This window comes from Streptomyces sp. NPDC002623, from assembly GCF_053592635.1.
This window is the reverse complement of sequence record NZ_JBSFWB010000028.1, coordinates 20,164-42,789: the sequence shown is the minus strand read 5'-3', so window position 1 is coordinate 42,789 and position 22,626 is coordinate 20,164. Positions and strand designations below refer to the sequence as shown.

Below are 22,626 nucleotides of genomic sequence, written 5' to 3'. Positions count from 1 at the left end.
GAGCAAACGATGAGATTCACGCACGAGACCCTGCCCCAGCGGGTGGTGTTCGCGGCCGGGGAGTCGCCCGCCGCTGTGGCGGCGGAGGTCCAGGCACTCGGCGGTTCCAAGGTCATGCTGATCGCGTCGGACCGCGAGAGGGAACTGGCCGATCCGATCGCCAAGGAGATCCCGCTCGTACTGCGTCACGATGAGGTCGTGATGCACGTACCGGTCGAGGTCGCCGGGCGAGCCCTTCGGGCGGCCTCCGATGCGGGCGCGGACATCCTGGTCAGCGTCGGCGGCGGCTCGACCACGGGTCTGGCCAAGGCGGTGGCCATGACCACCGGGCTGCCGATCGTCGCGGTACCCACCACCTACGCCGGCTCCGAGGCGACCAACGTCTGGGGGCTGACCGAGGGGGAGACCAAGACCACCGGTGTGGACGACAAGGTGCTGCCCGCGTCGGTCGTGTACGACGCGGGCCTCCTGACCACACTGCCCGGCGAGATGACGGTCGCCAGCGGCCTGAACGCCATGGCGCACTGCGTGGACTCGATGTGGGGCCCGCGTGCCGACCCGATCGACCGGGCGCTGGCGCAGGAGGGCATCCGCGCACTGGCGACCGGCCTGCCGGCGGTGGCCGAGGACTCGACCGGCGTCGAGGGCATCGAGCAGACGCTGTACGGCGCCTACCTCGCCGCGGTCGCCTTCGCCTCGGCCGGCTCCGGCATGCACCACAAGATCTGCCATGTCCTCGGTGGCATGTTCAACCTCCCGCACGCCCAGACCCACGCCGTCGTGCTGCCCCACGTCCTGGCCTTCAACGCCCCGCACGCGCCCGAGGCGGAGTCGCGTATCGCCCAGGCCTTCGGCACGGTCTTCCACACCAAGGACGCGAGCGCCGGCCTGGCCACCCTGCGCCAGACGCTGGACGCGCCGCGGGCCCTGCGCGACTACGGCATGCCCGAGGACGGCATCGCCAGAGCGCTGGGGCCGATGATGAAGGCGATCCCGGCCAACAACCCCACCCCCGTCACCTACGCGAACCTGACCATGCTGCTGCAGGCTGCGTGGGCCGGCGATCCGGTCAACTGAAAGAGGCCGTCATGGCTACCTACGTCAATCCCGGCGCGGCCCAGGCCGGTGCCGACGTCACGATCTACCGCGAGGTGCCGCCGGAGCAGCGGGCGGTCGAGCAGCGGCTCGTCGACAACGTCGTTGCCTCCTTCGACCTCTGCGAGGACCCGAGGCTGCAGGAACTCATGGTCTCCCTGGTCAAGCACCTGCACTCCTTCATCCGCGAGGTCCGGCTGACCGAGGAGGAATGGGGGGAGGCGATCGGCTACCTCACCCAGGCCGGTCACATCACCGACGACGTCCGGCAGGAGTTCATCCTGCTGTCCGACACCCTCGGCGCGAGCATGCAGACGATCAACGTCAACAACCAGGCCTACAAGGGCGCCACCGAGGCGACCGTCTTCGGGCCGTTCTTCGTCGAGGGCGCCCCGGTGATCGAGCTCGGCGGCGACCTGGCCTTCGGTGCCCCCGGTGAGCCCTGCTGGGTCGAGGGCACCGTCACCGACACCGACGGCAATCCGCTCGCCGGTGCGCGCATCGAGGTCTGGGAGGCCGACGAGGACGGGCTCTACGACGTGCAGTACGACGCCGGCAAGCGGGCCGGACGGGCGCACCTCTTCTCCGCGTCCGATGGCGGCTACCGCTTCTGGGGCCTCACCCCGACGCCGTACCCCATCCCGGACGACGGGCCCGTCGGCAAGATGCTCGACGCGGTCGGCCGTTCACCGCTGCGCGCCGCCCATCTGCACTTCATGGTGTCCCACGAGGGGGTTCGTACGCTGGTGACCCACATCTTCCCCGAGGGCGACCCCATCGGTCGCAAGGACACCGTCTTCGGCGTGAAGGACTCTCTGATCAAGCGGTTCGAGCGGCAGCCGGCCGGCACGCCGACACCCGACGGCCGCGTCATCGACGGCACATGGAGCCGGGTGCGCTTCGACATCGTCCTCGCCCCCGCGGGGGTATGACCGTACCTGCCACTCCGAACGAGCCTCGACACGACCGCCCCCGACGGCAGACGAGTCGGCCGTCGGCGCCGTCTCCCGCAAGTCGGGAGGGGAACCTCAGCCACTACCTCATGTCCTGGCCGAGACGGAGGAGTACCGCGCCGTGGGCGGGCAGGTCGGTGACCAGGCTGCGGCCGTCGTACGGAATGTCGGTGCGGGTCCACCACTCGCGGACGTCGTCATCGGGACGGGCGCTCAGGCAACCGAGCGGGACGGTGACGCGCCGAGGGGTGTCGGCGAGGGAGAACACGGCGGCGTAGCGGGTGCGTCCATCGGTGTCCTGGGCGGTCCACGGGATGAGGTCCTTCTCGCGGAGGACCTCACGGTTGTCGGTGCCGTGCCACAGGAGGGCGAGCGCTTCGTCGTTGGTGAGCAGCTCGATCGTCTCCGGCGGGCTGGTGGGCAGGTCGCCGCCCATCATCAGTGGGGAGCGGGAGATCAGCCACAAGGTGAGCAGGCTGATCTGCTCGGGGCGGGTGAGGGAGCAGAGGCGGTCGTCACCCCTCTCGGCCCGGATGCCGATGCGGCCGAGGGGCAGCATGTCGGCGTCCGCCCAGCCGACCGCGGCGGAGCCGCCCGCCGATGCGACGCCCTGCCAGAGCCCACCGGTCATGCGGGCGAACTCGTCTACGCCTCCGGAGGGCTGCGCTTCTCTGGTGACGCGAACGCCGCGGCCCGCGGAGCGGGACTCTGCCCCGATCGCGGCACCGGCGCCGGATCCCTTCGCGCTCGACCTCCGCTATGGTCCGCGGCTCGAAACGCTGTACCTGCAAGCCGAGCACCACGACGGATACCGCCGCGACCAGGACCCGTTCGCGCCCGGCATCATTGTCGAGGACAACATGTCCGTCCTGGTCGACTACCGCAGCGGTCAACGGCACACAGGGACGTGCAGAACTGTCCGCCGTCGAGCGGGGACACATCCGGCTCGATGATGGCGACGTTGACCTGGATCCGTCCGCCTCGTCGTGCAGAAGCACTGGAACCGGGCAGAGGATGTTGTCATCCCCGACGGGATCGGCGGGCCTGGCGGTGGCGACGCCGTCCTTCTCCAGGACATTTTCTGTCGCGACCTGCGCCTGCACACCGATCCGCTCGGCCGCGCCGCCGGCCGTCTCGACGGAGTGCGCGCAGTGGCCGTCGGTATCGCTGCCAACGAATCCCTGCGCACCGCACAGCCTGTGTCGATCACGGACCTTCAGCTCGGTGTATGACACCCCCAGCCAACAATGAGGAGTGGGCATCGTGAAGTTGCAGGACCGACGTCAACAACCAGGCCTACGAGGGCGCCACCGAGGCGACCGTGTTCGGGCCCTTCTTCGTCGAGGACGGGCTGTACGACGCCGGAAAGCGTGCCGACCGGGCGCATCTGCCCATCTGCACTTCATGGCGTCCCCCGAGGGGGCTCGCACGCTGGTGACCCACATTTTTTCCCGAGGGTGACCCGATCGGCCGCAAGGACACCGTCTTCGGCGTCAAGGACTCCCTGATCAAGGACTTCCAGCGACAGCCGCCCGGGGCTCACGTCGACGGCCGCGACAAGCGTGGCACCGGCCACCCGTGCCGCCATGACCGCGGTGAGGCCGGCACCCTCTGGGCCGAGGACGACGATGGAGTCGCCGGGGCGCAGCCGCAGGGCCTCGATGACCGATCCGGCGCCGGTGATCACCCCGCAGGCCAACGGCCCGCGCTCCGAACCGGAGCGACCGCAGAGGTGGCGAGCGATGCCTGCCCGAGGAACATACCGCCGGTCCGCTCTCCCTGTCGGCTCAGCGGCGACGAACCGTCGACGCGTCGGCCGCCGAACGCGACGAGCGTGGCCTCGCGGCAGTAAGCGGGGCGCCCGGTGCGGCAGTTGGGGCAGACCACCGTACGAGCCGTCGGACAGGGCGACATGGTCGTCGGCCCGGACCCGGCCACGCCGGTGCCCACCCGCTCCACGACGCCGGCGGCCGCGCGCCGGAGCACGATCGGCGTCTGCGCGGGGAGGCTGTGTCCGGCGTGCGCGTTGATGTCGGTGTGGCAGATCCCGGTCGCCATGACGCGCACCAGGGTCTCATCAGCGCGCGGCTCGTCGAGCCCGACCGCCTCGGTCCGCGGGACCAGGTCCCCTGGACGCGAGACGGCCGCTGACGATCACGGCGCAGACCGTGTCTCCGGGGGCCGCGCCTGCGCGAGACGCTACAGGTTGCCGGGTGCGGAGGACTCCAGCACCGCTCCCAACCCCCTCAGCACCTGCGGGTCCGCCACCGGATCGCCGTGTCCGGGGCACAGAAGCAGGACGTCGTGGGCGGCCATCGCCGCGGCGGAGCGGCGGGCCGAGGCTGCGTCGTCGTTGAAATGGCCCAGCGTGGGACCTCCCGACAGGGTGACGATGAGGTCGCCGGTGAACAGGACACGGGACTCCCTGACCAGGAGGCCGATGCTGCCCTCTGTGTGCCCTGCTCCGCTGATCACCGCCGCCCCGCCCCCGATCGCGACGACGTCTCCCGCCTCCACCTCGGAGTCGACGCGACACGGAGGGGCCGGTGGGATGCCGGCGGACAGCCGCTCGAACACTGCGCGCTCCTCGTCGGAGAGCGTCCGACGCGGGGGCCGACGCTCGCCGCGGATGATCGGAGCGTCCGCGCGATGCGCGACCACTTCGACATCGCCCCAGCTCGCCACGTCCGCGGCCGCGCCCGTGTGGTCCTCATGGTGATGCGTGAGCACGAGCCGCCGGAGGGCCGTGGTACGGAATCCCAGCTCAGAGAAGGCGGCGGCGAGCGCGGGCTCGTCCCCGGGAAACCCTGCGTCGATCATCGTGACCTCTGACCCGTCGCGCCAGAGGTAGATCTGCGGGAAGCCGGTCCGGATCATGAAGAGATCGGGAGCAAGCTCGCGGATCTCCGTCGCTCGATCGCCCATGGCCTGTCTCCTCCTAGTCCCAGTGCCTCTTACTCCCGCGGGGGTAAGGGCGATGTCGAAGCGTCCCCGGCTCCATGTGTCCGGCCGAGTGGTGAAGCCCGTGCTGCCCATGCCCTGAGAACGTTCACGGTCGATCCGCGTCGCTGACGCGGAGATGCCGGCGCCATCCGTTCCAACAGGGGCCGGATGGCGCCGGTGCTCAAGTCGGGTGCGGTCACTCGAGTCCGTGGATGACCTTGCCACCGGGCGGCGGACGGAAGGCATCCCAGTGCTCGACGAGCAGCCCGTCGTGTATGCGGAAGACGTCGACCAGCATCCCGTCCTCGCGGATCGCCTGACGGGCGATGAACTCGCCGTCGGCGATGACGTTCACCTCGATCTCCTTCGCCGGGTCGAGCCGCTCCTCCGGGGGCAGCGAGAGGATGTAGGTGAAGAACTTCCGGAGCCCCTCGCGGCCCTGCTCGATGTTCGGGTTGTGCTGGATGTAGTCTTCGGCCACGTACCGGTCGAGGTGCTCCAGTCCCGCCACGGTGCCGTGGGCGATCTCGAAGAACTCGGCGACGATCTGCTTGTTGCGCGCGAGATCGTGGATCTCGTCAGCCATGCTCAATCCCTTCGTTGGATCGGAATCCCGGAAGAAGCCCGTGCGCGGGGCGCCAGGAGTCCCTATTCGAGACCGTGGATGATCGCGCCGCCGGGCGGCGGGCGGAACGCGTCCCAGTGCTCCTTGACAAGGCCGTCCTCGATACGGAACACGTTGATGAGCAACCCGTCTTCGCGGATCTCGTGCCGGACGACGAAGTCGCCCTCCGCGATGAGGTGCACCTTCAGCTCCTTGGCGGGGTCAAGGCGCTCGGAGGGCGGGAGCGAGAGGATGTGGGTGAAGAACGTGCGCAGTCCCTCGAGTCCCTGCCCGATGTTCGGGTTGTGCTGGATGTAGTCCACCGCCGCGAACTCGCCGAGCCGGTCCAGCCCCGCGAGATCGCCGTGGGCGACCGCCAGGAAGTCCTCGACGAGCCGCTTGTTGCGTGCCAGTCGCTCGGGTTCCGATGCCGCCGCCTCACCGGGGCCGACCCCCGCCATCACGAGCCCGCCGGCGGGTCGTAGCCCGGTGCCGAACGCCACGCGTCCCAGTGCTCCTGGAGCATGCCGTCCCTGACCCGCCAGATGTCGATGTGGAGCCCGTTGACGCGGATCTCGTGACGCACCACGAGATCCCCCTGGCCGATCAGGTGGACCTCGATGGTCCCGGAGGGATCGAGATCCTTCTCGCGTTCGCGATGGAATCCGGCGAAGTACTCACGGACGCCCTCGCGCCCCTGTCCGGCGTGCGGATTGTGCTGGACGTAGTCGACCGCGACCAGGTCGTCCAGACGGTCGAGCCGCTTGGCGATCGCCACGTCGGCGACGAACGCCTCGACCACCCGCTTGTTGCGCGCGATGGTTTCGTCGCTGGTCATCTACTTCTTGCCCCACAACTTGAGGAACCCGTTCACGTAGTCGGCCTTGCCGTACCACGAGCCGTTCGACCACCCCTTCTGGGTGAGGTCGAGGCCGGTGACGTTGGCGGACGTGAACAGACGCTGGAATGGGAAGTCCAGCTCGCCCGCACGCGGCTGACCGACCATGAGCCGCAGCAGCGAGTCGGACAGGTACCAGGAGAGTGCCGGAAGGCTGAACGCGGCGACCGCGCCGGTCCACTGGGACTTGCCGAGCTGCTGCATCACGGCCAGGGAGCCGCCCACGGTGCCGATCTTGATGTCCGCGGCGTTACGGCTCGCGGCCTGCGCTCCCGAGACGACATCGGGGACGTAGTTGTTCGTACCGGCCACGATGTACTTGAGGTCGGAGTCCGCCACCAGCGACGTCGACACCTCGGTGGGAATCTTGTCCTGGTTGACCGTGTTCACGTCGATCACCTTCGACGAGCAGCCGCCGCACTCGTCCTTCAGTACCTTGACGACACCGTCGTCGGCCCAGGCCGGCGTGATGTCGTTCGATGTCGTGCGCATCGCGAGCACATGGGCCGAGCCCTTGGAGTCGACGATGAACTGATCGGTCAACCAGGAGTGGAGCTTCACAAAGTCGGGGGTCACGTAGCTGACGAGCTTCGGGTCGCCGGGGCCGGAGGCCGTGGTCACGCCGTTCACCAGCGGGATGCCCGCCTTCGCGACCGCGGCGATCGCGCTCGGGGCGGTGTTCTGGGTGATGCCGACGGTGACGATGCCGATGGCCTTCGCGTTGATCGCCTGCTGGAGGCAGTTGGCGACGCCGTCCGGCGAGCCGCCGGTCGTGCCGCACGCCTCCACGTCGACGCCGAAGCGCGAGAACACGCTCTTGATCTCGTCCGCGACGACCGAGAAGTCCTGCACCTCCAGCGCCGGCACGACGACGTAGACCTTGCCGCCGGTGATCTTCGAGGTGTCGACGGCCGGACCCGGTGCGACGAACGTGTCGATCGGCTGTCCCGCCGACTCGACCGCCTTCGTGACGGCGGCCGGAACGGTGCCCTTCGCGTCTCCCGACGAGACCGAGTCCGTCTTCGCGCTGCCGCAGCCGACGAGAGTGAGTGCCAACACCGTGCAGGCCGCGAGGAGTTCGCGCGACCGATTGCGCCCGTTCAGCATGAGATTGCCTCTCTTCATTGAGATGGAGTGTGTGATCACTTGGCCCTCTCAGGCACGTGCGCGGCGTCGCAGAAGAAGCGACACGGTGATGGCGATGATCAGCGCCGCACCGTAGAAGACGTTCGTCACCCATCCGGACAGCCCGAGCAGCTGCAGCCCGAACATGCCCGTCAGCAGGAAGTAGGCGGCGATGAACATGCCGATCGCGTTGAAACGCCCGGGGACCACCGCGATCGTTCCGAGGAACACGGCGGCGAGGGCCGGCATCATCTGTACCTGGGCCGTCGCGGTGCTGAACCCGCCGACACCGCACGCCAGGATGATGCCGATGATGCCGCTGAGCAGGGAGGCCATCAGGTAGGCCCCGAAACGGATGCGGCGGACGGGGATCCCCGCGAGCCTCGCGACGTTCGGGTTCGAGCCGACGAACAGCATCGACCGGCCGAGTGGGGTCGCGGTCATGACATACGCGGTGACGGCGACGAGTACGACGCCGTACCAGAACACCGCCGGGAGGCCGAGGAAGCTGCCGAGTGCGACCTGCGCGAGCCCCGGGTCGAGGCCGCTCACGTTCGCCTGGTCCGACAACAGCAGCGCGATCCCCAGGGCGACACTTCCCGTGCCGAGGGTGACGACGATCGAGCTGATCCCGACGACGACCACGAGTACCGCGTTGAGGAGGCCGACGAGCACCGCCGCGGCGAGGGCCACGAGGATCGCAGGCCAGACCGGCCAGCCGTGCAGGACGACGAGGGCCGGGAACGTGGTTCCCGCCAGGCCGTAGATGAAGGCGAACGACAGGTCGAACTCGCCGACGGCGATCGTGGCGATGACCGCGAGGCCGAGGAAGACCACCGGTGTCTGCTGGCCCAGGACCGCGCGGGAGGCGTTCGCGAGGTCGACGCTGTTCGGGAGCAGCGCCAGGAACAGCACCACCATGAGGATCCAGAGCAGCACGAGGCTGTAGCGCTGGAGCACGTAGGCGCCCGCCCGGGTGAACTGAACGCCCGTCTTCCGGCGTGCGACGCCCGCGGCGATCGTGGGTTGTGACCGTGTGGTTGCCATCAGACCTCGTCTGCGGGAGTCGTAGCTGAGGAGTGAGCGTGCGCCGCGTCGTCCACGGCGAAGACCGCGGAGAGAACGGCGTCCGCGTCGAACGGTCGCGTCATCTCGCGGACGATCCGGCCGTCCTGGAGGATGAGGACCCGGTCGCAGATCGCCGCGAGGTCCTCGACCTCGGCGGAGCAGACCATGACCGCGGAACCGTCGGCGGCGGCCTGTCGGCTCGCCGTGAGGATCGCGTGACGTGCGCCGACATCGACCGCCTGGGTCGGATCGTCGAGCACGAGCAGGTCGGGCGTCCCGAGGAGCCACTTGCCGAGCAGCACCTTCTGCTGGTTGCCGCCGGACATCGAGGCGACGGGCATCGTGGGGTTCGGCGGCCGGATGTCGAAGCGCTCGATGATGCCCTCGGTCTCGGCGCGCTGCCACTTGAACCCGGTCCACCAGGGCTTGCCCCGGCTGCGCAGGTGGGGGAGGGTCGCGTTCTCCTCGACCGTCAGCTCCAGGGCGACGCCCTTGTCGTGCCGATCGGCGGGGATGAAGGCGATCCCGGCATCCAGGAGGTCGACGACCCTGGCCCGGGCCAGATCGACGACGCGCCCGCCCAGCCTGACCTTGCCGGCGCCTCGCCGGTCGCCGCCGAGCAGCGGCCCGAGGTCCGACAGGCCGGAGTCGACCGTCCCCGTGAAGCCGACGACCTCGCCGCGGCGGATGGCCGCGCTCACGCTCTCGACCCGTCCGCCGGAGACGTCGACGAACTCGACCGTCTCGGGACGGGGCGCGGGCGGCAGGCTCTCCATGATGTCGCCGAGCGCTGCGGCGCGCCCGAGGACGAGGCCGGCCAGTTCGGCCTCGTCGAGCGCTGCCGTCGGAACGCCCGTCTCCACGACGCGGCCGTTGCGCAGGACGGTCGCCCGGTCGGCGATCTCGAGTACCTCCTTGAGGTTGTGGCTGATGAACAGCACGGCCGTGCCCTGGCTCTTGAGCAGGCGGATCATGTCGTAGAACGCCGGCAGTGCCTCATGCGGGATGGCGCGCGAGGACTCGTCGAAGACCACGACGCCCGTGCCGGGGGTCCGGTCCTGGAGTGCGCGGGCGACCGCGACCGCGACCCGCTCGCTGGGCAGCAGGGTCGAGACCTTGGCCGATGGGTCGATGTCGGTACGGAGGTAGGTCAGCGTCTCGCTGACGGCGACGGCGTCCTCGGAGGTCCTGATCCGGCGGGTGAGCGGGTTGACCGCGTGCCGGCCGACCCGCACGTTGTCGCGCACCGAGAGGTCGGGCACGAGACCGAGATCCTGGTGCACGAACGAGAGACCCTGTCCGTGCAGTGCCTTCGCCTTGATCGGCGGGCCGATGTGCTCGCCGTCGAGGAGGATCTCGCCGCCGGGATCCGCCGAGTAGACGCCGGAGATCAGTTTGATGAGCGTCGACTTGCCGGAGCCGTTCTGTCCGACGAGGCCGTGTACCTCTCCCGGGGCGATCATCAGGCTCGCGTTCGCGAGGACCGTGACGCCGGCGAAGGTCTTGGAGAGACTGCGGACCTCCAGCCGCGGAACCGGCGGGGTGGGTCTGTCGCCCTCTCCCTTTGTCTCACTGGGTGAATCGGTCTGAACCATGGATGACTCCTTGCGCACAAGGCGTGCTGTCGGAGCCGACGCCCGCCGTCGGCTCCTGATGTGGGTGCTCCTGTCGCGGCCATCACGGCAGCACCGCTGCCGGACCGCCCCATGGGCCTTCGCGGAGTTCCTCCGCGCGGCTCTTCAACCGAACCTGATTCAGAAAGCTCGGCACGGTGGCCTTCCGGCGAGCAGCGTCAAGTTAGGAAGTGACCGCCGTCACGCTCAATGGACATGTTCATTGGATGAACAAGTCACCCATATCGGCAACTTCGTTGTGCACCCTCCAGGAGGGGCACGCAAGCTGTCTCAACCACCCACGACCGTGCGGTGGATGGGTCCGGTGCTTTGCGAAAGGGGCAGACCGGTGTGGTGGTTGGCCCGGGCGATGATCTCCGCCGTGATGGAAACGGCCGTTTCCTGGGGGGTGCGGGCGCCGAGGGCCAGTCCGATCGGGGAGTTCAGCCGGCCGAGTCGTTCCTCGGGGACACCTGCCTCCCGCAGCAGGTCGATACGGCGTTCGTGCGTGCGCCGGGAGCCCATGGCGCCGATGTAGCCGACGGGGAGCGTCAGCGCCAGGCGCAGCAGCGGGATGTCGAACTTGGCGTCGTGGGTGAGGACGCAGACGGCGGTGCGGGCGTCGACCTCGGTGGCCGCGAGATAGCGGTGGGGCCAGTCGGTGACGACCTCGTCGGCGTGCGGGAAGCGGGCGGCGGTGGCGAAGACCGGGCGGGCATCGCAGACGGTGACCCGGTAGCCGAGGAAGGAGCCGGCCTGGGCGAGGGCGGCGGCGAAGTCGACGGCGCCGAAGATCAGCATGCGGGGCCGGGACGCGTGGACGTGGACGAGGACGCCGAGCCGCCGCGGGCAGGTGCCGTATCCAGGGCTCTCCGGAACTCCGTCGACGCCTCCGACCTCGATCAGGGCGGTGCGGCCCGTCCGCAGTCGCGCACGGGCATGCGCCACGACTGCCCGGTCCTCGCTCTCCTCGCCGAGAGTGCCGTCGTGCCCACCCTCGTCAGGGACGTGGAGGACGCGGCCGACGAGTTCACCGGGGCCGTCGACGACGTGGGCCACGGCCGAGGCGCGCCCCGCGGCCACGGCCCCGAGGGCGGAGACCAGGGCGGGCTCGGCGGCGGGATCCACCCGCTGCACCAGGACGTCGATCTCGCCGCCGCAGGTCAGACCGATGGCGAAGGCGTCGTCGTCGGAGTAGCCGAACCGGGCGCGGGCGGGTGGCCCGCCGTGGGCGAGGAGTTCCTGGCACAGGTCGTAGACCGCCGCTTCGACGCACCCCCCGGAGACACTGCCGACCGCGGTGCCGTCGGAGTCGACGGCAAGGGCGGTGCCGGGCGGCAGTGGTGCGCTGCCGGTGACCTCGACGACGGTGGCGAGGGCGAAGGGACGGCCCTCGCGGCACCAGCGGTGCAGTGTGTGCGCGATGTTGAGCATGGCGGGCCTTCCGTTCCGTGGGTGGGCGTGGCGGGACGGAGGCCCGGCGTCCGAGGGGTCAGAGCAGGGCCTCGGCGCTGATCGGCAGCTCGCGGATCCGGCGGCCGGTGGCGTTGAAGACCGCGTTGGCGATGGCGGGCGCCACCCCGACGATGACGATCTCGCCGAGTCCCTTGACCCCGATGGGGTCGGCCTCGTAGTCCTCGCCCTCGATGAAGATCGCCTCCATCTCGGGCATGTCGGCGTGGGTCGGCACCAGGTAGTCGGCGAGGTTGGCGTTGACGATCCGGCCGTCGCGGTGGTCGGTGACCGTGTGTTCGAGGAGGGCCTGGCCGATGCCGCCGGTCATGGCGCCGATGGCCTGGCTGTCGGCGAGTCGCGGGCTGATGATCCGGGCGGCGTCGTACACGCCGACCATGCGCCGCACCCGTACCAGGCCGAGCCGGGAGTCGACGGCGACCTCGGCGAACGTCGCGGCGTAGGCGTAGAGGGAGAACTTCTCCGGTGCCGAGGGCCCGGTGTACGAACCGAGTGCTTCCAGGTGGCTCCGGCCGTTGCGGGCCAGGAGCCGCTGGTACGTCTCCCCGCGGGCGGGCTCGTCCTTCACGTACAGCCGGCCGCCTTGTACGACGATGCCGGCGGCGCCGGCGCCGTACAGCGGTGATCCCTCGTCCTTGACCGCGAGCGCGATCGCCTGCCCGCGCAGCTTGTCGCAGCCGTCCTGGACGGCGGATCCGACACTGGCCATGGTCAGTGAGCCGGCGTGGATGGGGGCGTTGGGCATGAGGGAGTCGCCGAGCCGGAAGGTCACCCGGCGCATGGTCAGGCCGAGGGCGTCGGCGGCGACCTGGGTCATGGAGGTGGCCGTGCCAGGGCCCATGTCGCTGGTCGCGGACTGCACCAGGGCGGTGCCGTCGGCGTCGAGCCTGACCGAGGCCTGGGCCGCGCTGCGCAGGGTGTCGTAGACACCGGCGGCCATCCCCATGCCGATGAGCCAGTTGCCGTCGCGCGTCGAGCGGGGCTCGGGGTTGCGCCGGTGCCAGCCGAACGCGCGGGCGCCCGTCCGGTAGCAGTCCCGCAGGCGGCGGGTGGAGAACGGCAGCCCGCTGGACTCGTCGCCGGCCGGTTCGTTGCGCAGCCGCAGCTCGATCGGGTCCAGGCCCAGTTCGTGGGCGAGTTCGTCCATCGCGGACTCGACGGGATAGGCGCCGCTGGAGTAGCCGGGGCCGCGCATGTACCACGGCGTGCTCACGTCCAGCGGGACCTGACGGTATGTCTGGCGGACGTTGGGTGTGCTGTAGAGCATCCGGCCCGGGGTGAGGACTTCTTCCATGTACGTCTCGTAGCGGGAGGTCTCGGCCCGGACCTCGTGCGCCGACGCCGTCAGGCGGCCCCGCCGGTCGCTGCCCAGCCGCAGTCCGTACTCGTACGCGGGCCGGTATCCCACGCCGAAGTACAACTGCCTGCGGGTGAGGACGAGTTTCACCGGGCGTCCGACCTCGCGGGCGGCCACCGCCGCGATGACGGAGTGCACCCAGGTGCGGCCGAGGCTGCCGAAGGAGCCGCCGACGAACGGCGAGAGGACGCGGATGTGGTCCGCCGGGATGCCGAGTTCGCCGGCCAGGGTGGCGGCGGCCCCCTGCACCCACTGGGTCTTCTCCCACACGGTCAGCCGGTCACCGTCCCAGCGGGCGACGATGCCGGCCGGTTCGATCGGGTTGTGGTGGTTGCGGGCCGTCCGGTACGTCGTGTCCAGCCGGACGGCGGAGGAGCCCAGGGCCCCGTCGGCGTCACCGCGCGCATAGGTCTGGCCGTCGCCGGCGGGGTCGACGGCGCTCAGGTCGGTCGAGGGGGTCTCGGCGTCGTAGGACACCTCGACCAGGTTCGCGGCGTGCTGTGCCGTCTCCAGCGTGGTCGCCACCACGACCGCGACGGGCTGTCCGAAGAACTGGACCCGGTCGTCCTGGAAGGCGCGCAGCGGCTTGCCCGGCGGGTATCCCCCCGGGACGGGCGGCAGCTTGGGCGCGTTGAGGTGGCTGATCACCTTCAGTACGCCGGCCTGCGCCTCGGCGGCCCGGGTGTCGAGGCCGGTGATACGGCCCCTGCCGACGCCGCTGTCGACGACGACCGCGTGGACGACTCCGTCGGGGTTGTTGTCGGCGGCGTACTTCGCCCTCCCGGTCACCCTCAGCCGGGCGTCGACCCTGCGGACGTCCGCGCCGACCGCTGCCTGTGGCTGACTCATCGGGTGCCTCCCACGGCGCGCAGCTGACGTTCGACGGTGCGTTTGAGCAGTTCGGTCTTGAAGCCGTTGTGGCTGAGCGGCCGGGCGCCGTCGGCCGCGTGCTCGGCGGCCTCCGTCCACAGCCGGTCGGAGGGGCGTTCGCCGATGAGGGCCCGCTCGACTGCGGGCAGCCGCCACGGCACGGTGCCCACACCGCCGGCCGCGACCCGCGCCTCGCGGACGACGCCCCCGCGGATGTGCAGCGCGACCGCCGCCGAGGTGAGCGCGAACTCGTAGGACTGCCGGTCGCGCACCTTCAGATAGCCGGATCTGAGGGGGCGGGGGTGGGCCTGGATCTCCACAGAGGTGATCAACTCGCCGGGGCGGATGGCCTGTTCGCGGTCGGGTGTGCTGCCCGGCCGGAGCAGGAAGTCGGCGAAGGGCACGGTGCGTTCGCCGTCCGGGCCCAGCAGGTGGACGTCGGTCTCCAGGGCGGTGAGGGCGACCGTGAGATCGGAGGGGTGGGTGGCCACGCACTGGTCGGAGGTGCCCAGGATTGCGTGGCCGCGGTTGTAGCCGTGCAGCGCGGCGCAACCGGAGCCGGGCTCGCGCTTGTTGCAGTCGGCGGTGACGTCACGGAAGTACGCGCACCGGGTGCGCTGCATGATGTTGCCGCCGATGGTGGCCATGTTCCGCAGTTGTGCCGACGCGCTGAGCTCCAGCGCCTGTGAGACGACCGGGTAGGTGGTGCGCACCTCGGTGTGGGCGGCTGCCTCGGCCATCCGGACCAGGGCGCCGATGCGCAGGCTCCCGCTCCGGGTGACGGTGACCTCGCGCAGCGGCAGGCCGCTGATGTCGACCAGGGAGCCGGGGCGTTCGACGGTCTCCCGCATCAGGTCGACCAGCGTGGTGCCGCCGGCGATGTAACGCCCGCCGCGCCGGCCGGCGGCGAGGGCCGCGCGGGTGTCCGTGGCCCTGGTGTAGGTGAAGGGATGCATGGGACGTGGACCTCACTTCCGGCCGGCGGCCTGCTCGACGGCGCGCACGATCTTGACGTAGCAGCCACAGCGGCACAGGTTGCCGCTCATCCACTCCCGGATCTCGTCCGCGGAGCCGGTGTGGCCCTCCTGGATGCAGCCGACCCCGGACACGATCTGCCCCGGCGTGCAGAAGCCGCACTGGAAGGCGTCCTGGTCGATGAACGCCTGCTGCAGCGGGTGGAGTCGGTCGCCCTTCTCCAGGCCCTCGATCGTGGTGACCTCGGCGCCCTCCAGCCGCACCGCCAGCGTCAGACAGGAGTTGACCCGGCGTCCGTCGACCAGGACCGTGCAGGCTCCACAGGCACCCGCGTTGCAGCCCTTCTTCGAGCCGGTCAGGTCGAGATGCTCGCGCAGCAGATCCAGCAGCGAGGTGCGATTGTCGACCGTGACGGTGTGCCGGACGCCGTTGACCGACAGGGAGACCCGGCTGCCGGGCGGCGCCTCGGCGGCCACCGCTTCGTCGGCGGCGAGGGCGGTCGGCCCGGCGGCCAGGCCGCCGACCACCACGGCTCCGCCGACGGCGGTGGTGGCGATGAAGGTGCGCCGGGTGGGTCCGGATCCGGACTCGACGGATGAAGTCCCGGCTGGGACGGGACGTTCGGTGGACATGTCCACTCTCCCTCGATGGGTGCGGGGGTGTCAGGGCGTGGGGATGGTCGTGCCGTCGGCTTCGTGTTGGCTGCCCGGACCGCCCTCCTGCCCGGGTCGGGGCGAAGACGGCGGTCAGGGGCACGTGCGGCAGGCAGGAAGGCGGGGCGCCGGGTGGCCGATCAGCGGCCGGTGACCTCGACGTAGGTGGTGCCGCTGACCGGGCGGTGGTCGTAGCTGCCGGTGACGGCGGCGCTGCCCTCGTAGCGAGGCCCGGTGTTCGGCAGTTCCTGGTCCGCGGTGTGGGAGACGACGTTCAGCCGCGCGTCGACGCCGGGGATGCTGACCTTCCAGCGCGTGGGGTAGGTCTTTCCGGTGGTCGGGCTGGTCCAGAGGGTGGATTCGTCGGCCGTGAGGGTCGCCTCGGCGACGGTCTGGGTGCCGTCGGGCTTCAGGATGGTCGCGAAGTTGTTCTCCTTGTCCAGCTTCGTGTTCCAGACGCTGATCCGGTCGCCGTTGGACAGGCTGAGGTTCATCCAGGTCCAGGTGCGGCCGGCGGAGTTGGTGATGGGCAGGGGACCCCACTGGCGGTCCAGCCAGGCCTGCCCGCGGAGCTTCTCGGTGCGGCCCTTGAGCGTCAGCGTCCCGGAGGTGTCGATGGTGGGGAAGGCGTACTCGTAGTTCGGGTACTGCGCGTCGCCGAACATGGGGAAGAACCCCGTCCCCATGTTGTAGAGGACGTTTCCGCGCGGGCGGAGCGTGACGTCGATGGTCCCCTCGGGCACCTTCGCGCGCAGCTTCTGCTCCTTGGTGTCGCCGGTCCAGGTGATGTTGTCGGTGTGGATGTCCACGCCCTGCTTGTCGGACAGTCCCGACCCGGCGGGGAGGATGATCTCCGACTTGGCGGTCCAGCCGGTGTCCTTGTCGATGATCGACACGGTCGACGTGCCGAACCCGTTCTTGACGTCGCGGATGTTCACGTAGTGGGCCAGGAATCCGTATCGGTGGCCCCCGGCGGTCACCTGTGCGGTCACGTACCAGGACTGGTTCTCCCGGTCGGTGGTGGCGGCGAGGTCCGCGGCGGGGTCGACGAGCACCGGGAGGTCGGTCTGGGCAAGCCCCTGACCGGAGGTGGTGCCGTGTGCGGCGGCAGGGTCGGCGGTGGTGGTCGCGGTGGCCGATCCTCCCGAGGCGAGGGTGAACGAGGCGATCAGCACGGCGGCGACGGCTGTCGCGCCGGCGGTGGTCTTGCGCATGATGACTCCTTGTGCGGATGTCGGATGTCCTGCACGGATGCGAAGCGCATTCACGTACGAAACTGTTTCGTACGCACGATGGATGCGGTGCTGTGCGGAGTAGGGCGTCTCGCGGGGGCAGGCTCGTTCGAGGGTGCGGGTGACTGCTCGTCACCGCACCGTGCGAGCGGCACGAAGCAATATCTTACAGCTGTAAGATTACCTCTCGCCCGACCTGTGTCAACCGAGGGCCGGGGGTCGGTCGCCGCGACTGGTCAGGGTGAGGCGCCGACCTGGGAAAGCGCACGGACACGCCGATCCGGGCGGCTACGCTGACCCGGCCGGCGGGCATGCGTTCGGACGGCAGACAGAGGAGGACAGGTGGAAGGCAAGGTGAGCACCACTCGACGCCGGGGGCGCCCCAGCGGGGATTCCCCGGCGGTGCCCGCGGAGCGGGAGGTCCTGCTGCGGGGCCTGGAGGCGTTCGCGGAGCTGGGATACGACCGGGCGTCGGCACGGGAGCTGGCACGCCGGCTGGGGGTCAGCCACATCTTCATCAACGACCGTTACGGCTCCAAGGCGGCCTTCTGGCGTGCGGTGGTGGACGCCTCGCTCGGGGTCCAGCTCGCGCGCATGACACCGGCCGCGCCGGGGAGCGAAGACGAGGCCGTGGTACGGCAGTTCGTGATGGATTTCTACCGGATCCACATCGACGAACCGTGGCTGGCCCTGCTGATAGAGGATGCCTTCGCACGGGACACCGAGCGCCTGGACTACCTCTACGAGCGTCACATCGAGCCGACGCTGGCCCTCGTCATGCCCAGCATCGAGAGGCTGATGGCATCCGGGCGCATGAAACGGGTTCCGATGGACGTCCTGTTCTTCGCCATCACCGCTCCGGTGTCAGGACTGATGCATGAGCCTCTCGCCCGGCGCCTGGGCCGCCCCGAGCACCTGTCGCAGGCAGAACGTCTCGCCAGGGCCGAGGCCCTGGCCGGATTGGTGATCGACGGCCTGTTGGCCCCGGGCGACGCGGAGCGCCGGTAGAGGGGTGCGAAACGCCCTGCTCCGCGGCCGCCGGGCGGAGCAGGGTGATCGTTTGCCGCCGGGCCACCTCGGTGTGCATCAGCATCAGCACGGCCACGGCATTCGTGGCGGCGCGCCGGGTGCGCACCGTGCTTCGGCTTAGGTGCCTGTGGGCACGACGAAGGTCCTCGGGTGAGTCCCCACTGTCCGAGCACCGGCGGCGGCCCGGCGCGATGTACGACGGGCTCGACCGGGGCCGCGTCGACGCCGACCGACTGCGTGCGCTGCCGACCGGTCCACCGCTGCCCCCGGTTCCCGGACAGGTGCCCGGAGTCAGCGGTGGACGTCCCAGAGGAAGCCGACCCCGAGGATCATCCGGGTCAGGCCGAAAGCAACTCCGCAAAGTCGCGCACGGGCCGCGCGCCGTCCCAGCCGACCGATGCCCGCCAGGCCGATGTGAAGATCCCTCGCGTGATCTCGCTGTCCTGGACGAGCTCGATCATCCCGGGGGCGTCCTCACCGCCGTCCAGGAAGTAGACGTCACCGCCCGGGGTCACATCGTGAAAACGCACCGACGCTCCGCGCGCCTCACGGCGTTCGACCTCCTCCCTGACGTTCGGCACGGCCTTGGCGACGTGATGGAAGCCGTAGCCATGGCGTTCGTGGGCGTCCTTGTAGATGGAAGGCTCGTCGTCGAGGGTCTGGATCAGCTCGACCATCATGTGCCCCGAGAAGGCGAGGGCGAGGGTGAACTCCGCCTTCCCCGGCTCACCGCGGTAGGTGGAGCCCTCGCCGCCGAGCCTTCCGTTCACGAACCAGGGCCCGACGCCGAGTTCGTCGGTCCACCAGCGCATCCCGGCAGTGAGGTCGGGGACCACGTACGCGACCTGGATGATGGCGTCCGTCGGCTGACCGAAGGGAAACTGCATGGTGGTCGTCCTCACTCGGGTCGGGTCCTGCGGCTCTGCGGGTGATCGACAGCGGCCTTCGCCGCTACGCCGAGGGGCGGATGAAGCCGGTGAGGCCACCGTCCACGAGAAGGGCCGTCCCCGTGATGTAGCCGGCTTCGGACGAGGCCAGGAAGAGCACGGCGTCGGCGAGTTCCTCCGGCTCTCCCTCGCGGAGCATCGGAGTGCTGAGCCTGAGCCGCTCCCGGAAGGCGTCCGCCCCGCCGGGCGGCAGGCCCGTCGTACGCGCGGAGATGTCGGTGTTCATGCCGGCCGGAATGACGATGTTGACCCGGATTCCCTCAGCGATGACCTCGGCGGCGAGGATGCGGGTCAGGTGCTCGAGCGCCGCCTTGCTGGTGCCGTAGGCGGCGGTCCCCGCGCTGGCCCTGCGACCGGCCGCCGAGCCGCAGAAGACGACGGCCGCGCCGGGGGAGAGCAGGGGCTTGAGACTCTGCATCACGAAGAACGAGCCCTTGACGTTGGTGTCGAACACCGAGTCCCAGGTGGCCTCGTCCATGTCGCCGAGGCGCTTCATGCCCGCCTGCCCGGCATTGACGTAGGCGGCGTCGATACGTTCGACCCGTGCGGCGACCTCGGTGAACGCGGCCTTGATGCCGGCCACGGAGGAGAGGTCCGCGGATACGGCGATCGTGCCGTCACCGATCAGATCGCTCGCCGTCTTCAGCTGGTCGGGGTCCCGCGCGACGATGACCACGCGGGCGCCCTCGCGGGCGAAGGCCCGTGCGGCTGCCAGGCCAAGGCCCCGGCTGCCGCCGGTGACGAGGCAGGTCTTCCCGAGGAATCGCCGCCGCCGGTCCGCGGCGGGCGGCTCGCCGCTCATGAGTCGACCTCGATGCCACCGAACGGAGCCCCGCCGTTCAGGACGCGCTCCTCCGGAGGAATGGGCGCGAGGCTGACGCGTACGTCGATGCACGTCGGCCGGCGGGCCGCGAGGGCTGCCTCGATCGCGGGGCGGAGCTGGTCCAGCTCTGTGACGTCGACGCCGTCCGCACCGAGAGCTCGTGCCACGCCGCTGTAGGAGCCGTTCTCCAGACGGTTGTTGGTGACGCGGTCCTCCCCGAAGATGAACTGCTGGGTGTGCAGAGTGGCGCCCCACGCCTGGTTGTTGAGGACGATCACGACGACGGGGAGCCCGGCCCGGACGAGGGTGTCGAACTCGGCGAGGCTGTAGCCGACGGCGCCGTCTCCGGTGACGAGGATGGTCGCCTTGTCGGGGATCGCGTACTGCGCTCCGATGGCCACGCCGAAGGTGCTCCCCATCGAGCTGAGGTAGCCGTGCCCCAAGTAGTGGGCCAGCGGCGCCAGGGCGATCGTCTCGGACAGCCACAGCTCGGTCAGAGCGCCGTCGACGACCACGGTGGCCTGGTCGGGGACGCTCTCGGCGATCGTCCGGACCGCGAGATACGGGTGGATCGCGCCCTCGTGCTGCTCGGTCTCGGCGGCGAGCGCGGACCGCCGGGTGGCCGAGACGTCCTTCAGGGTCTTCAGCCAGTCGTCCCGCCCGGAGGGCACGGGACCGTTGCCCAGGCGCTCGTTCAGCAGGCCGACCGTGCCCACCGGGTCGGCCTGGACGCCGAGTTCGACATCCTGCAGACGGCCGAGCTCACGCCCGTCGGGGTCGATCTGGAACAACCGGGAGCTCTTCGGAAGCAGCTGGCCCGTACCGAACTGGGTGGTCATCCCGAACCGCAGCCCGAGCATCAGGACCAGGTCGGGCCGCTCGTCCTCGGGGACGGTGGCCAGAGTCTGCACGAGGCCGACGTGCTGCTCTGAGCCGACGATCGCCCCGAGGCCCTCCCAGTCGGAGAAGAGGGGCACCCCGGTACGGGCGGCGAACTCGTGCAACTGCGCCCGTGCCTCTGCGGTGACGAAGGACTTGCCGACCAGCGCGACCGGCCGCCGGGCGGCGCCGAGCGCCTCGACGATACGGTCGACGGCACCGGCGGGGGAGACACCGGTGCCGTCGACCTCCACGCGGTAGTCCTCGACATCGTCGACGTCGACCGACTGGCGGAGGACGTCCCAGGGAATGTCGAGGAGCACCGGGCCCTTGGGCTCCGACTGTGCGGTGCGGATCGCCTGGGCGACCAGGCGGGGGATCAGCTCGGTACGGGTGACGCGGTGCGCGAACTTGGTCACCGGGGTGGCCATGGCGACCTGGTCGAATCCGGCCTGCTGGTCGTTGACCTGGTCCGTCTCCAGAGGGCCGGAGCCCGCGATGTAGAGGACCGGGGTCCGGTCCAGATGCGCGTTGGCGATCGAGGTCAGGACATTGGTGAAGCCGCCGCCGGCCGTGACGACGGCGACCCCGAGATCCCCGGTGACCCGTGCGTAGCCCTCGGCCGCGTGACCGGCGTTCATTTCGTGGCGCACGTCGACGATCCGAAGCTTGGCATCGAGGGCGTCCTGGAGGATGCCGTCGATGTGCGCCCCGGGCAGCCCGAAGGCCACGTTGACGCCGGCTCGCTGCAGCGTGCGCACGACGAGTCCACTACCGGTTGCGGTTGCCATGTGATGGTCCGCCTCTCTGGGCGTATTCAGAGTTTCGACAAAAGCTGCGTGTGGGGCCGCATCTCAGGCCGCCCGCACCGCAGTCTCGTGTGGGGGCTGGGCGAGGACAACGGCTGTGTTCGTTGGACGGTCAACGCCTTGTTCGCCAGGGAAAGATCGACACCGTGTCGACGTGACTGTTCGCGGAAGCGACGTCAGGCTTCCGGCATTCTGACCACGGCCTTGATCACCCGCCCCGAACCGGTCTCAGTCCACGCCCTGGCGAAATCGTCGAAAGGGAACTCCTCGATCATCCGGTCGAAGGGGAACCGACCCGCCCGCCAGTACTCGACCAGCCGCGGGATCAGGGTGTGGGGGTTGGCCGAGCCGCCGATGATCCCTTGCAGCCTGCGGCCGCCGGAGAGGAGGAAGCCGGTGTCCGGGTTCCATTCGCCCGCGGGTGCCACCACGTAGCCAAGGGTGCCTTCGACGTCGAGGCATGTCGTCGCGGTCGCGTAGACGGACGGCACGTCCGCGGTGACGAACGCGAAGTCGAAGCCGGCAGGCTCGATCTGTCGCAGTGCCGCCTCCTCACCGCCGTCACCCCCCAGCACGGTGTCGGTCGCGCCCAGTTCCACCGCGAGTTCGAGCCGGGGGCGGCTGATGTCGACGGCGACGATGCGCCGGGCACCCGCGAGACGGGCGGCCATGACGGCCGCGAGCCCTACGCCTCCGGTGCCGAACACCGCGATCGACTGCCCGGGGCGCAACCTGAACGACTCCAGCACCGAGCCCGCCCCCGTGACGACGCCGCAGCCGAGCGGTCCCATCAGGTGCAGAGGGACGTCTTTCGGGAGGAGGACCGCGCTCCGTGCGGGGGCCACCGCGTATGTCGCAAAGGAGGACTGTCCGAAGAACACGGCCGCGACACGGTCTTCGGCCTGCGTGATCGGCGTGCTGCCGTCGAACCGGGCCCCGCCGAAGGCCGCGCGCATCGCCTCCCGGCAGTAGGTGGGCCGCGCGTCGAGACAGCGGGCACACACACCGCAGGAGTTGCCCGAGAGCACCACATGGTCACCGGGCCGCAGGCGCGTCACCCCCGCGCCGACCGCCTCCACGACACCCGCGCCCTCGTGCCCGAGCACGATCGGGTGAGGTACGGGAACCCCACGACCGCTGTGGCAATTGATGTCTGTGTGGCAGATGCCTGTCGCCACGATACGAACCAGGACTTCGTCCGGCCTCGGGTCCTCGAGGTCGACCTGCTCCACTTCGGGGACGGCCCGTCCCTCGCGTGACACCGCGGCCGTGATCTTCAC

At 70.1% G+C, this 22,626-nt stretch carries 22 protein-coding genes; 4 read left to right on the top strand and 18 right to left on the bottom strand.

Features of this window, described 5'->3' with window-relative positions; all coding sequences use genetic code 11:
* Positions 1-9 precede the first annotated feature (9 nt).
* Complete coding sequence (locus ACWD4O_RS36620) at positions 10-1,077, top strand: maleylacetate reductase (protein ID WP_451286725.1); 1,068 nt, start codon at positions 10-12, stop codon at positions 1,075-1,077.
* A gap of 11 nt (positions 1,078-1,088) precedes the next feature.
* The gene (locus tag ACWD4O_RS36615; RefSeq protein ID WP_451286723.1) at positions 1,089-2,027 is read left to right on the top strand and encodes a dioxygenase family protein; all 939 of its coding nucleotides are present in this window, start codon (positions 1,089-1,091) and stop codon (positions 2,025-2,027) included.
* Positions 2,028-2,130: 103 nt separating this feature from the next.
* Here ACWD4O_RS36615 and ACWD4O_RS36610 read toward each other — a convergent pair whose 3' ends face one another.
* Positions 2,131-2,679: an alpha-galactosidase gene (locus tag ACWD4O_RS36610; protein WP_451286721.1), complete on the bottom strand. Its 549-nt coding sequence runs from the start codon at positions 2,677-2,679 to the stop codon at positions 2,131-2,133.
* A gap of 355 nt (positions 2,680-3,034) precedes the next feature.
* On the opposite strand from ACWD4O_RS36610, the gene ACWD4O_RS36605 reads away from it, so the two are divergent.
* Positions 3,035-3,280, top strand: a complete 246-nt coding sequence (locus ACWD4O_RS36605) for a hypothetical protein (protein ID WP_451286720.1) — start codon at positions 3,035-3,037, stop codon at positions 3,278-3,280.
* Positions 3,281-3,731: 451 nt separating this feature from the next.
* Here ACWD4O_RS36605 and ACWD4O_RS36600 read toward each other — a convergent pair whose 3' ends face one another.
* From ACWD4O_RS36600 to ACWD4O_RS36540, 13 genes are all read right to left on the bottom strand, one after another.
* Positions 3,732-4,106: an alcohol dehydrogenase catalytic domain-containing protein gene (locus ACWD4O_RS36600; RefSeq protein ID WP_451286718.1), complete on the bottom strand. Its 375-nt coding sequence runs from the start codon at positions 4,104-4,106 to the stop codon at positions 3,732-3,734.
* A 141-nt stretch (positions 4,107-4,247) separates the two neighbouring features.
* Positions 4,248-4,973, bottom strand: coding sequence for an MBL fold metallo-hydrolase (locus tag ACWD4O_RS36595; protein WP_451286716.1), 726 nt, complete (start codon positions 4,971-4,973; stop codon positions 4,248-4,250).
* A 214-nt stretch (positions 4,974-5,187) separates the two neighbouring features.
* On the bottom strand, positions 5,188-5,577 hold the full coding sequence (locus ACWD4O_RS36590) for a nuclear transport factor 2 family protein (protein ID WP_275768851.1): 390 nt from the start codon (positions 5,575-5,577) through the stop codon (positions 5,188-5,190).
* Between the two features lie 62 nt (positions 5,578-5,639).
* The gene (locus tag ACWD4O_RS36585) at positions 5,640-6,098 is read right to left on the bottom strand and encodes a nuclear transport factor 2 family protein (RefSeq protein ID WP_451286713.1); all 459 of its coding nucleotides are present in this window, start codon (positions 6,096-6,098) and stop codon (positions 5,640-5,642) included.
* A complete protein-coding gene (locus tag ACWD4O_RS36580; RefSeq protein ID WP_451286711.1) occupies positions 6,056-6,433 on the bottom strand; it encodes a nuclear transport factor 2 family protein in 378 nt (125 codons plus the stop codon). The genes ACWD4O_RS36585 and ACWD4O_RS36580 overlap by 43 nt, the downstream gene beginning before the upstream one ends.
* Positions 6,434-7,618: a sugar ABC transporter substrate-binding protein gene (locus tag ACWD4O_RS36575; protein ID WP_451286709.1), complete on the bottom strand. Its 1,185-nt coding sequence runs from the start codon at positions 7,616-7,618 to the stop codon at positions 6,434-6,436.
* A 30-nt stretch (positions 7,619-7,648) separates the two neighbouring features.
* Positions 7,649-8,665: an ABC transporter permease gene (locus ACWD4O_RS36570; RefSeq protein WP_451286707.1), complete on the bottom strand. Its 1,017-nt coding sequence runs from the start codon at positions 8,663-8,665 to the stop codon at positions 7,649-7,651.
* Positions 8,665-10,281 carry a sugar ABC transporter ATP-binding protein gene (locus tag ACWD4O_RS36565; protein WP_451286705.1) on the bottom strand — a complete coding sequence of 539 codons (1,617 nt, stop codon included), beginning with the start codon at positions 10,279-10,281 and terminating at the stop codon, positions 8,665-8,667. Before ACWD4O_RS36565 ends, ACWD4O_RS36570 begins: the two co-directional genes overlap by 1 nt.
* 309 nt (positions 10,282-10,590) lie before the next feature.
* Positions 10,591-11,733: an XdhC family protein gene (locus ACWD4O_RS36560; protein ID WP_451286703.1), complete on the bottom strand. Its 1,143-nt coding sequence runs from the start codon at positions 11,731-11,733 to the stop codon at positions 10,591-10,593.
* Positions 11,734-11,791: 58 nt separating this feature from the next.
* On the bottom strand, positions 11,792-13,978 hold the full coding sequence (locus tag ACWD4O_RS36555; protein ID WP_451286701.1) for a xanthine dehydrogenase family protein molybdopterin-binding subunit: 2,187 nt from the start codon (positions 13,976-13,978) through the stop codon (positions 11,792-11,794).
* Positions 13,975-14,955 (bottom strand): FAD binding domain-containing protein, encoded by a 981-nt coding sequence (locus tag ACWD4O_RS36550; protein WP_451286700.1) that lies wholly within the window; start codon positions 14,953-14,955, stop codon positions 13,975-13,977. The genes ACWD4O_RS36555 and ACWD4O_RS36550 overlap by 4 nt, the downstream gene beginning before the upstream one ends.
* A gap of 12 nt (positions 14,956-14,967) precedes the next feature.
* Complete coding sequence (locus ACWD4O_RS36545) at positions 14,968-15,606, bottom strand: (2Fe-2S)-binding protein (RefSeq protein ID WP_451286698.1); 639 nt, start codon at positions 15,604-15,606, stop codon at positions 14,968-14,970.
* A gap of 161 nt (positions 15,607-15,767) precedes the next feature.
* Positions 15,768-16,841, bottom strand: a complete 1,074-nt coding sequence (locus tag ACWD4O_RS36540) for a lipocalin family protein (protein WP_451286696.1) — start codon at positions 16,839-16,841, stop codon at positions 15,768-15,770.
* Positions 16,842-17,213: 372 nt separating this feature from the next.
* On the opposite strand from ACWD4O_RS36540, the gene ACWD4O_RS36535 reads away from it, so the two are divergent.
* Complete coding sequence (locus ACWD4O_RS36535; protein WP_451286694.1) at positions 17,214-17,867, top strand: TetR/AcrR family transcriptional regulator; 654 nt, start codon at positions 17,214-17,216, stop codon at positions 17,865-17,867.
* 359 nt (positions 17,868-18,226) lie between these two features.
* On the opposite strand, the gene ACWD4O_RS36530 is transcribed toward ACWD4O_RS36535, so the two are convergent.
* From ACWD4O_RS36530 to ACWD4O_RS36515, 4 genes are all read right to left on the bottom strand, one after another.
* The gene (locus tag ACWD4O_RS36530; RefSeq protein WP_451286692.1) at positions 18,227-18,775 is read right to left on the bottom strand and encodes a VOC family protein; all 549 of its coding nucleotides are present in this window, start codon (positions 18,773-18,775) and stop codon (positions 18,227-18,229) included.
* Positions 18,776-18,839: 64 nt separating this feature from the next.
* Positions 18,840-19,637: an SDR family NAD(P)-dependent oxidoreductase gene (locus ACWD4O_RS36525; RefSeq protein WP_451286690.1), complete on the bottom strand. Its 798-nt coding sequence runs from the start codon at positions 19,635-19,637 to the stop codon at positions 18,840-18,842.
* Positions 19,634-21,328: a thiamine pyrophosphate-binding protein gene (locus ACWD4O_RS36520; RefSeq protein ID WP_451286688.1), complete on the bottom strand. Its 1,695-nt coding sequence runs from the start codon at positions 21,326-21,328 to the stop codon at positions 19,634-19,636. Before ACWD4O_RS36520 ends, ACWD4O_RS36525 begins: the two co-directional genes overlap by 4 nt.
* A 194-nt stretch (positions 21,329-21,522) precedes the next feature.
* Positions 21,523-22,626 (bottom strand): NAD(P)-dependent alcohol dehydrogenase, encoded by a 1,104-nt coding sequence (locus ACWD4O_RS36515; protein ID WP_451286686.1) that lies wholly within the window; start codon positions 22,624-22,626, stop codon positions 21,523-21,525.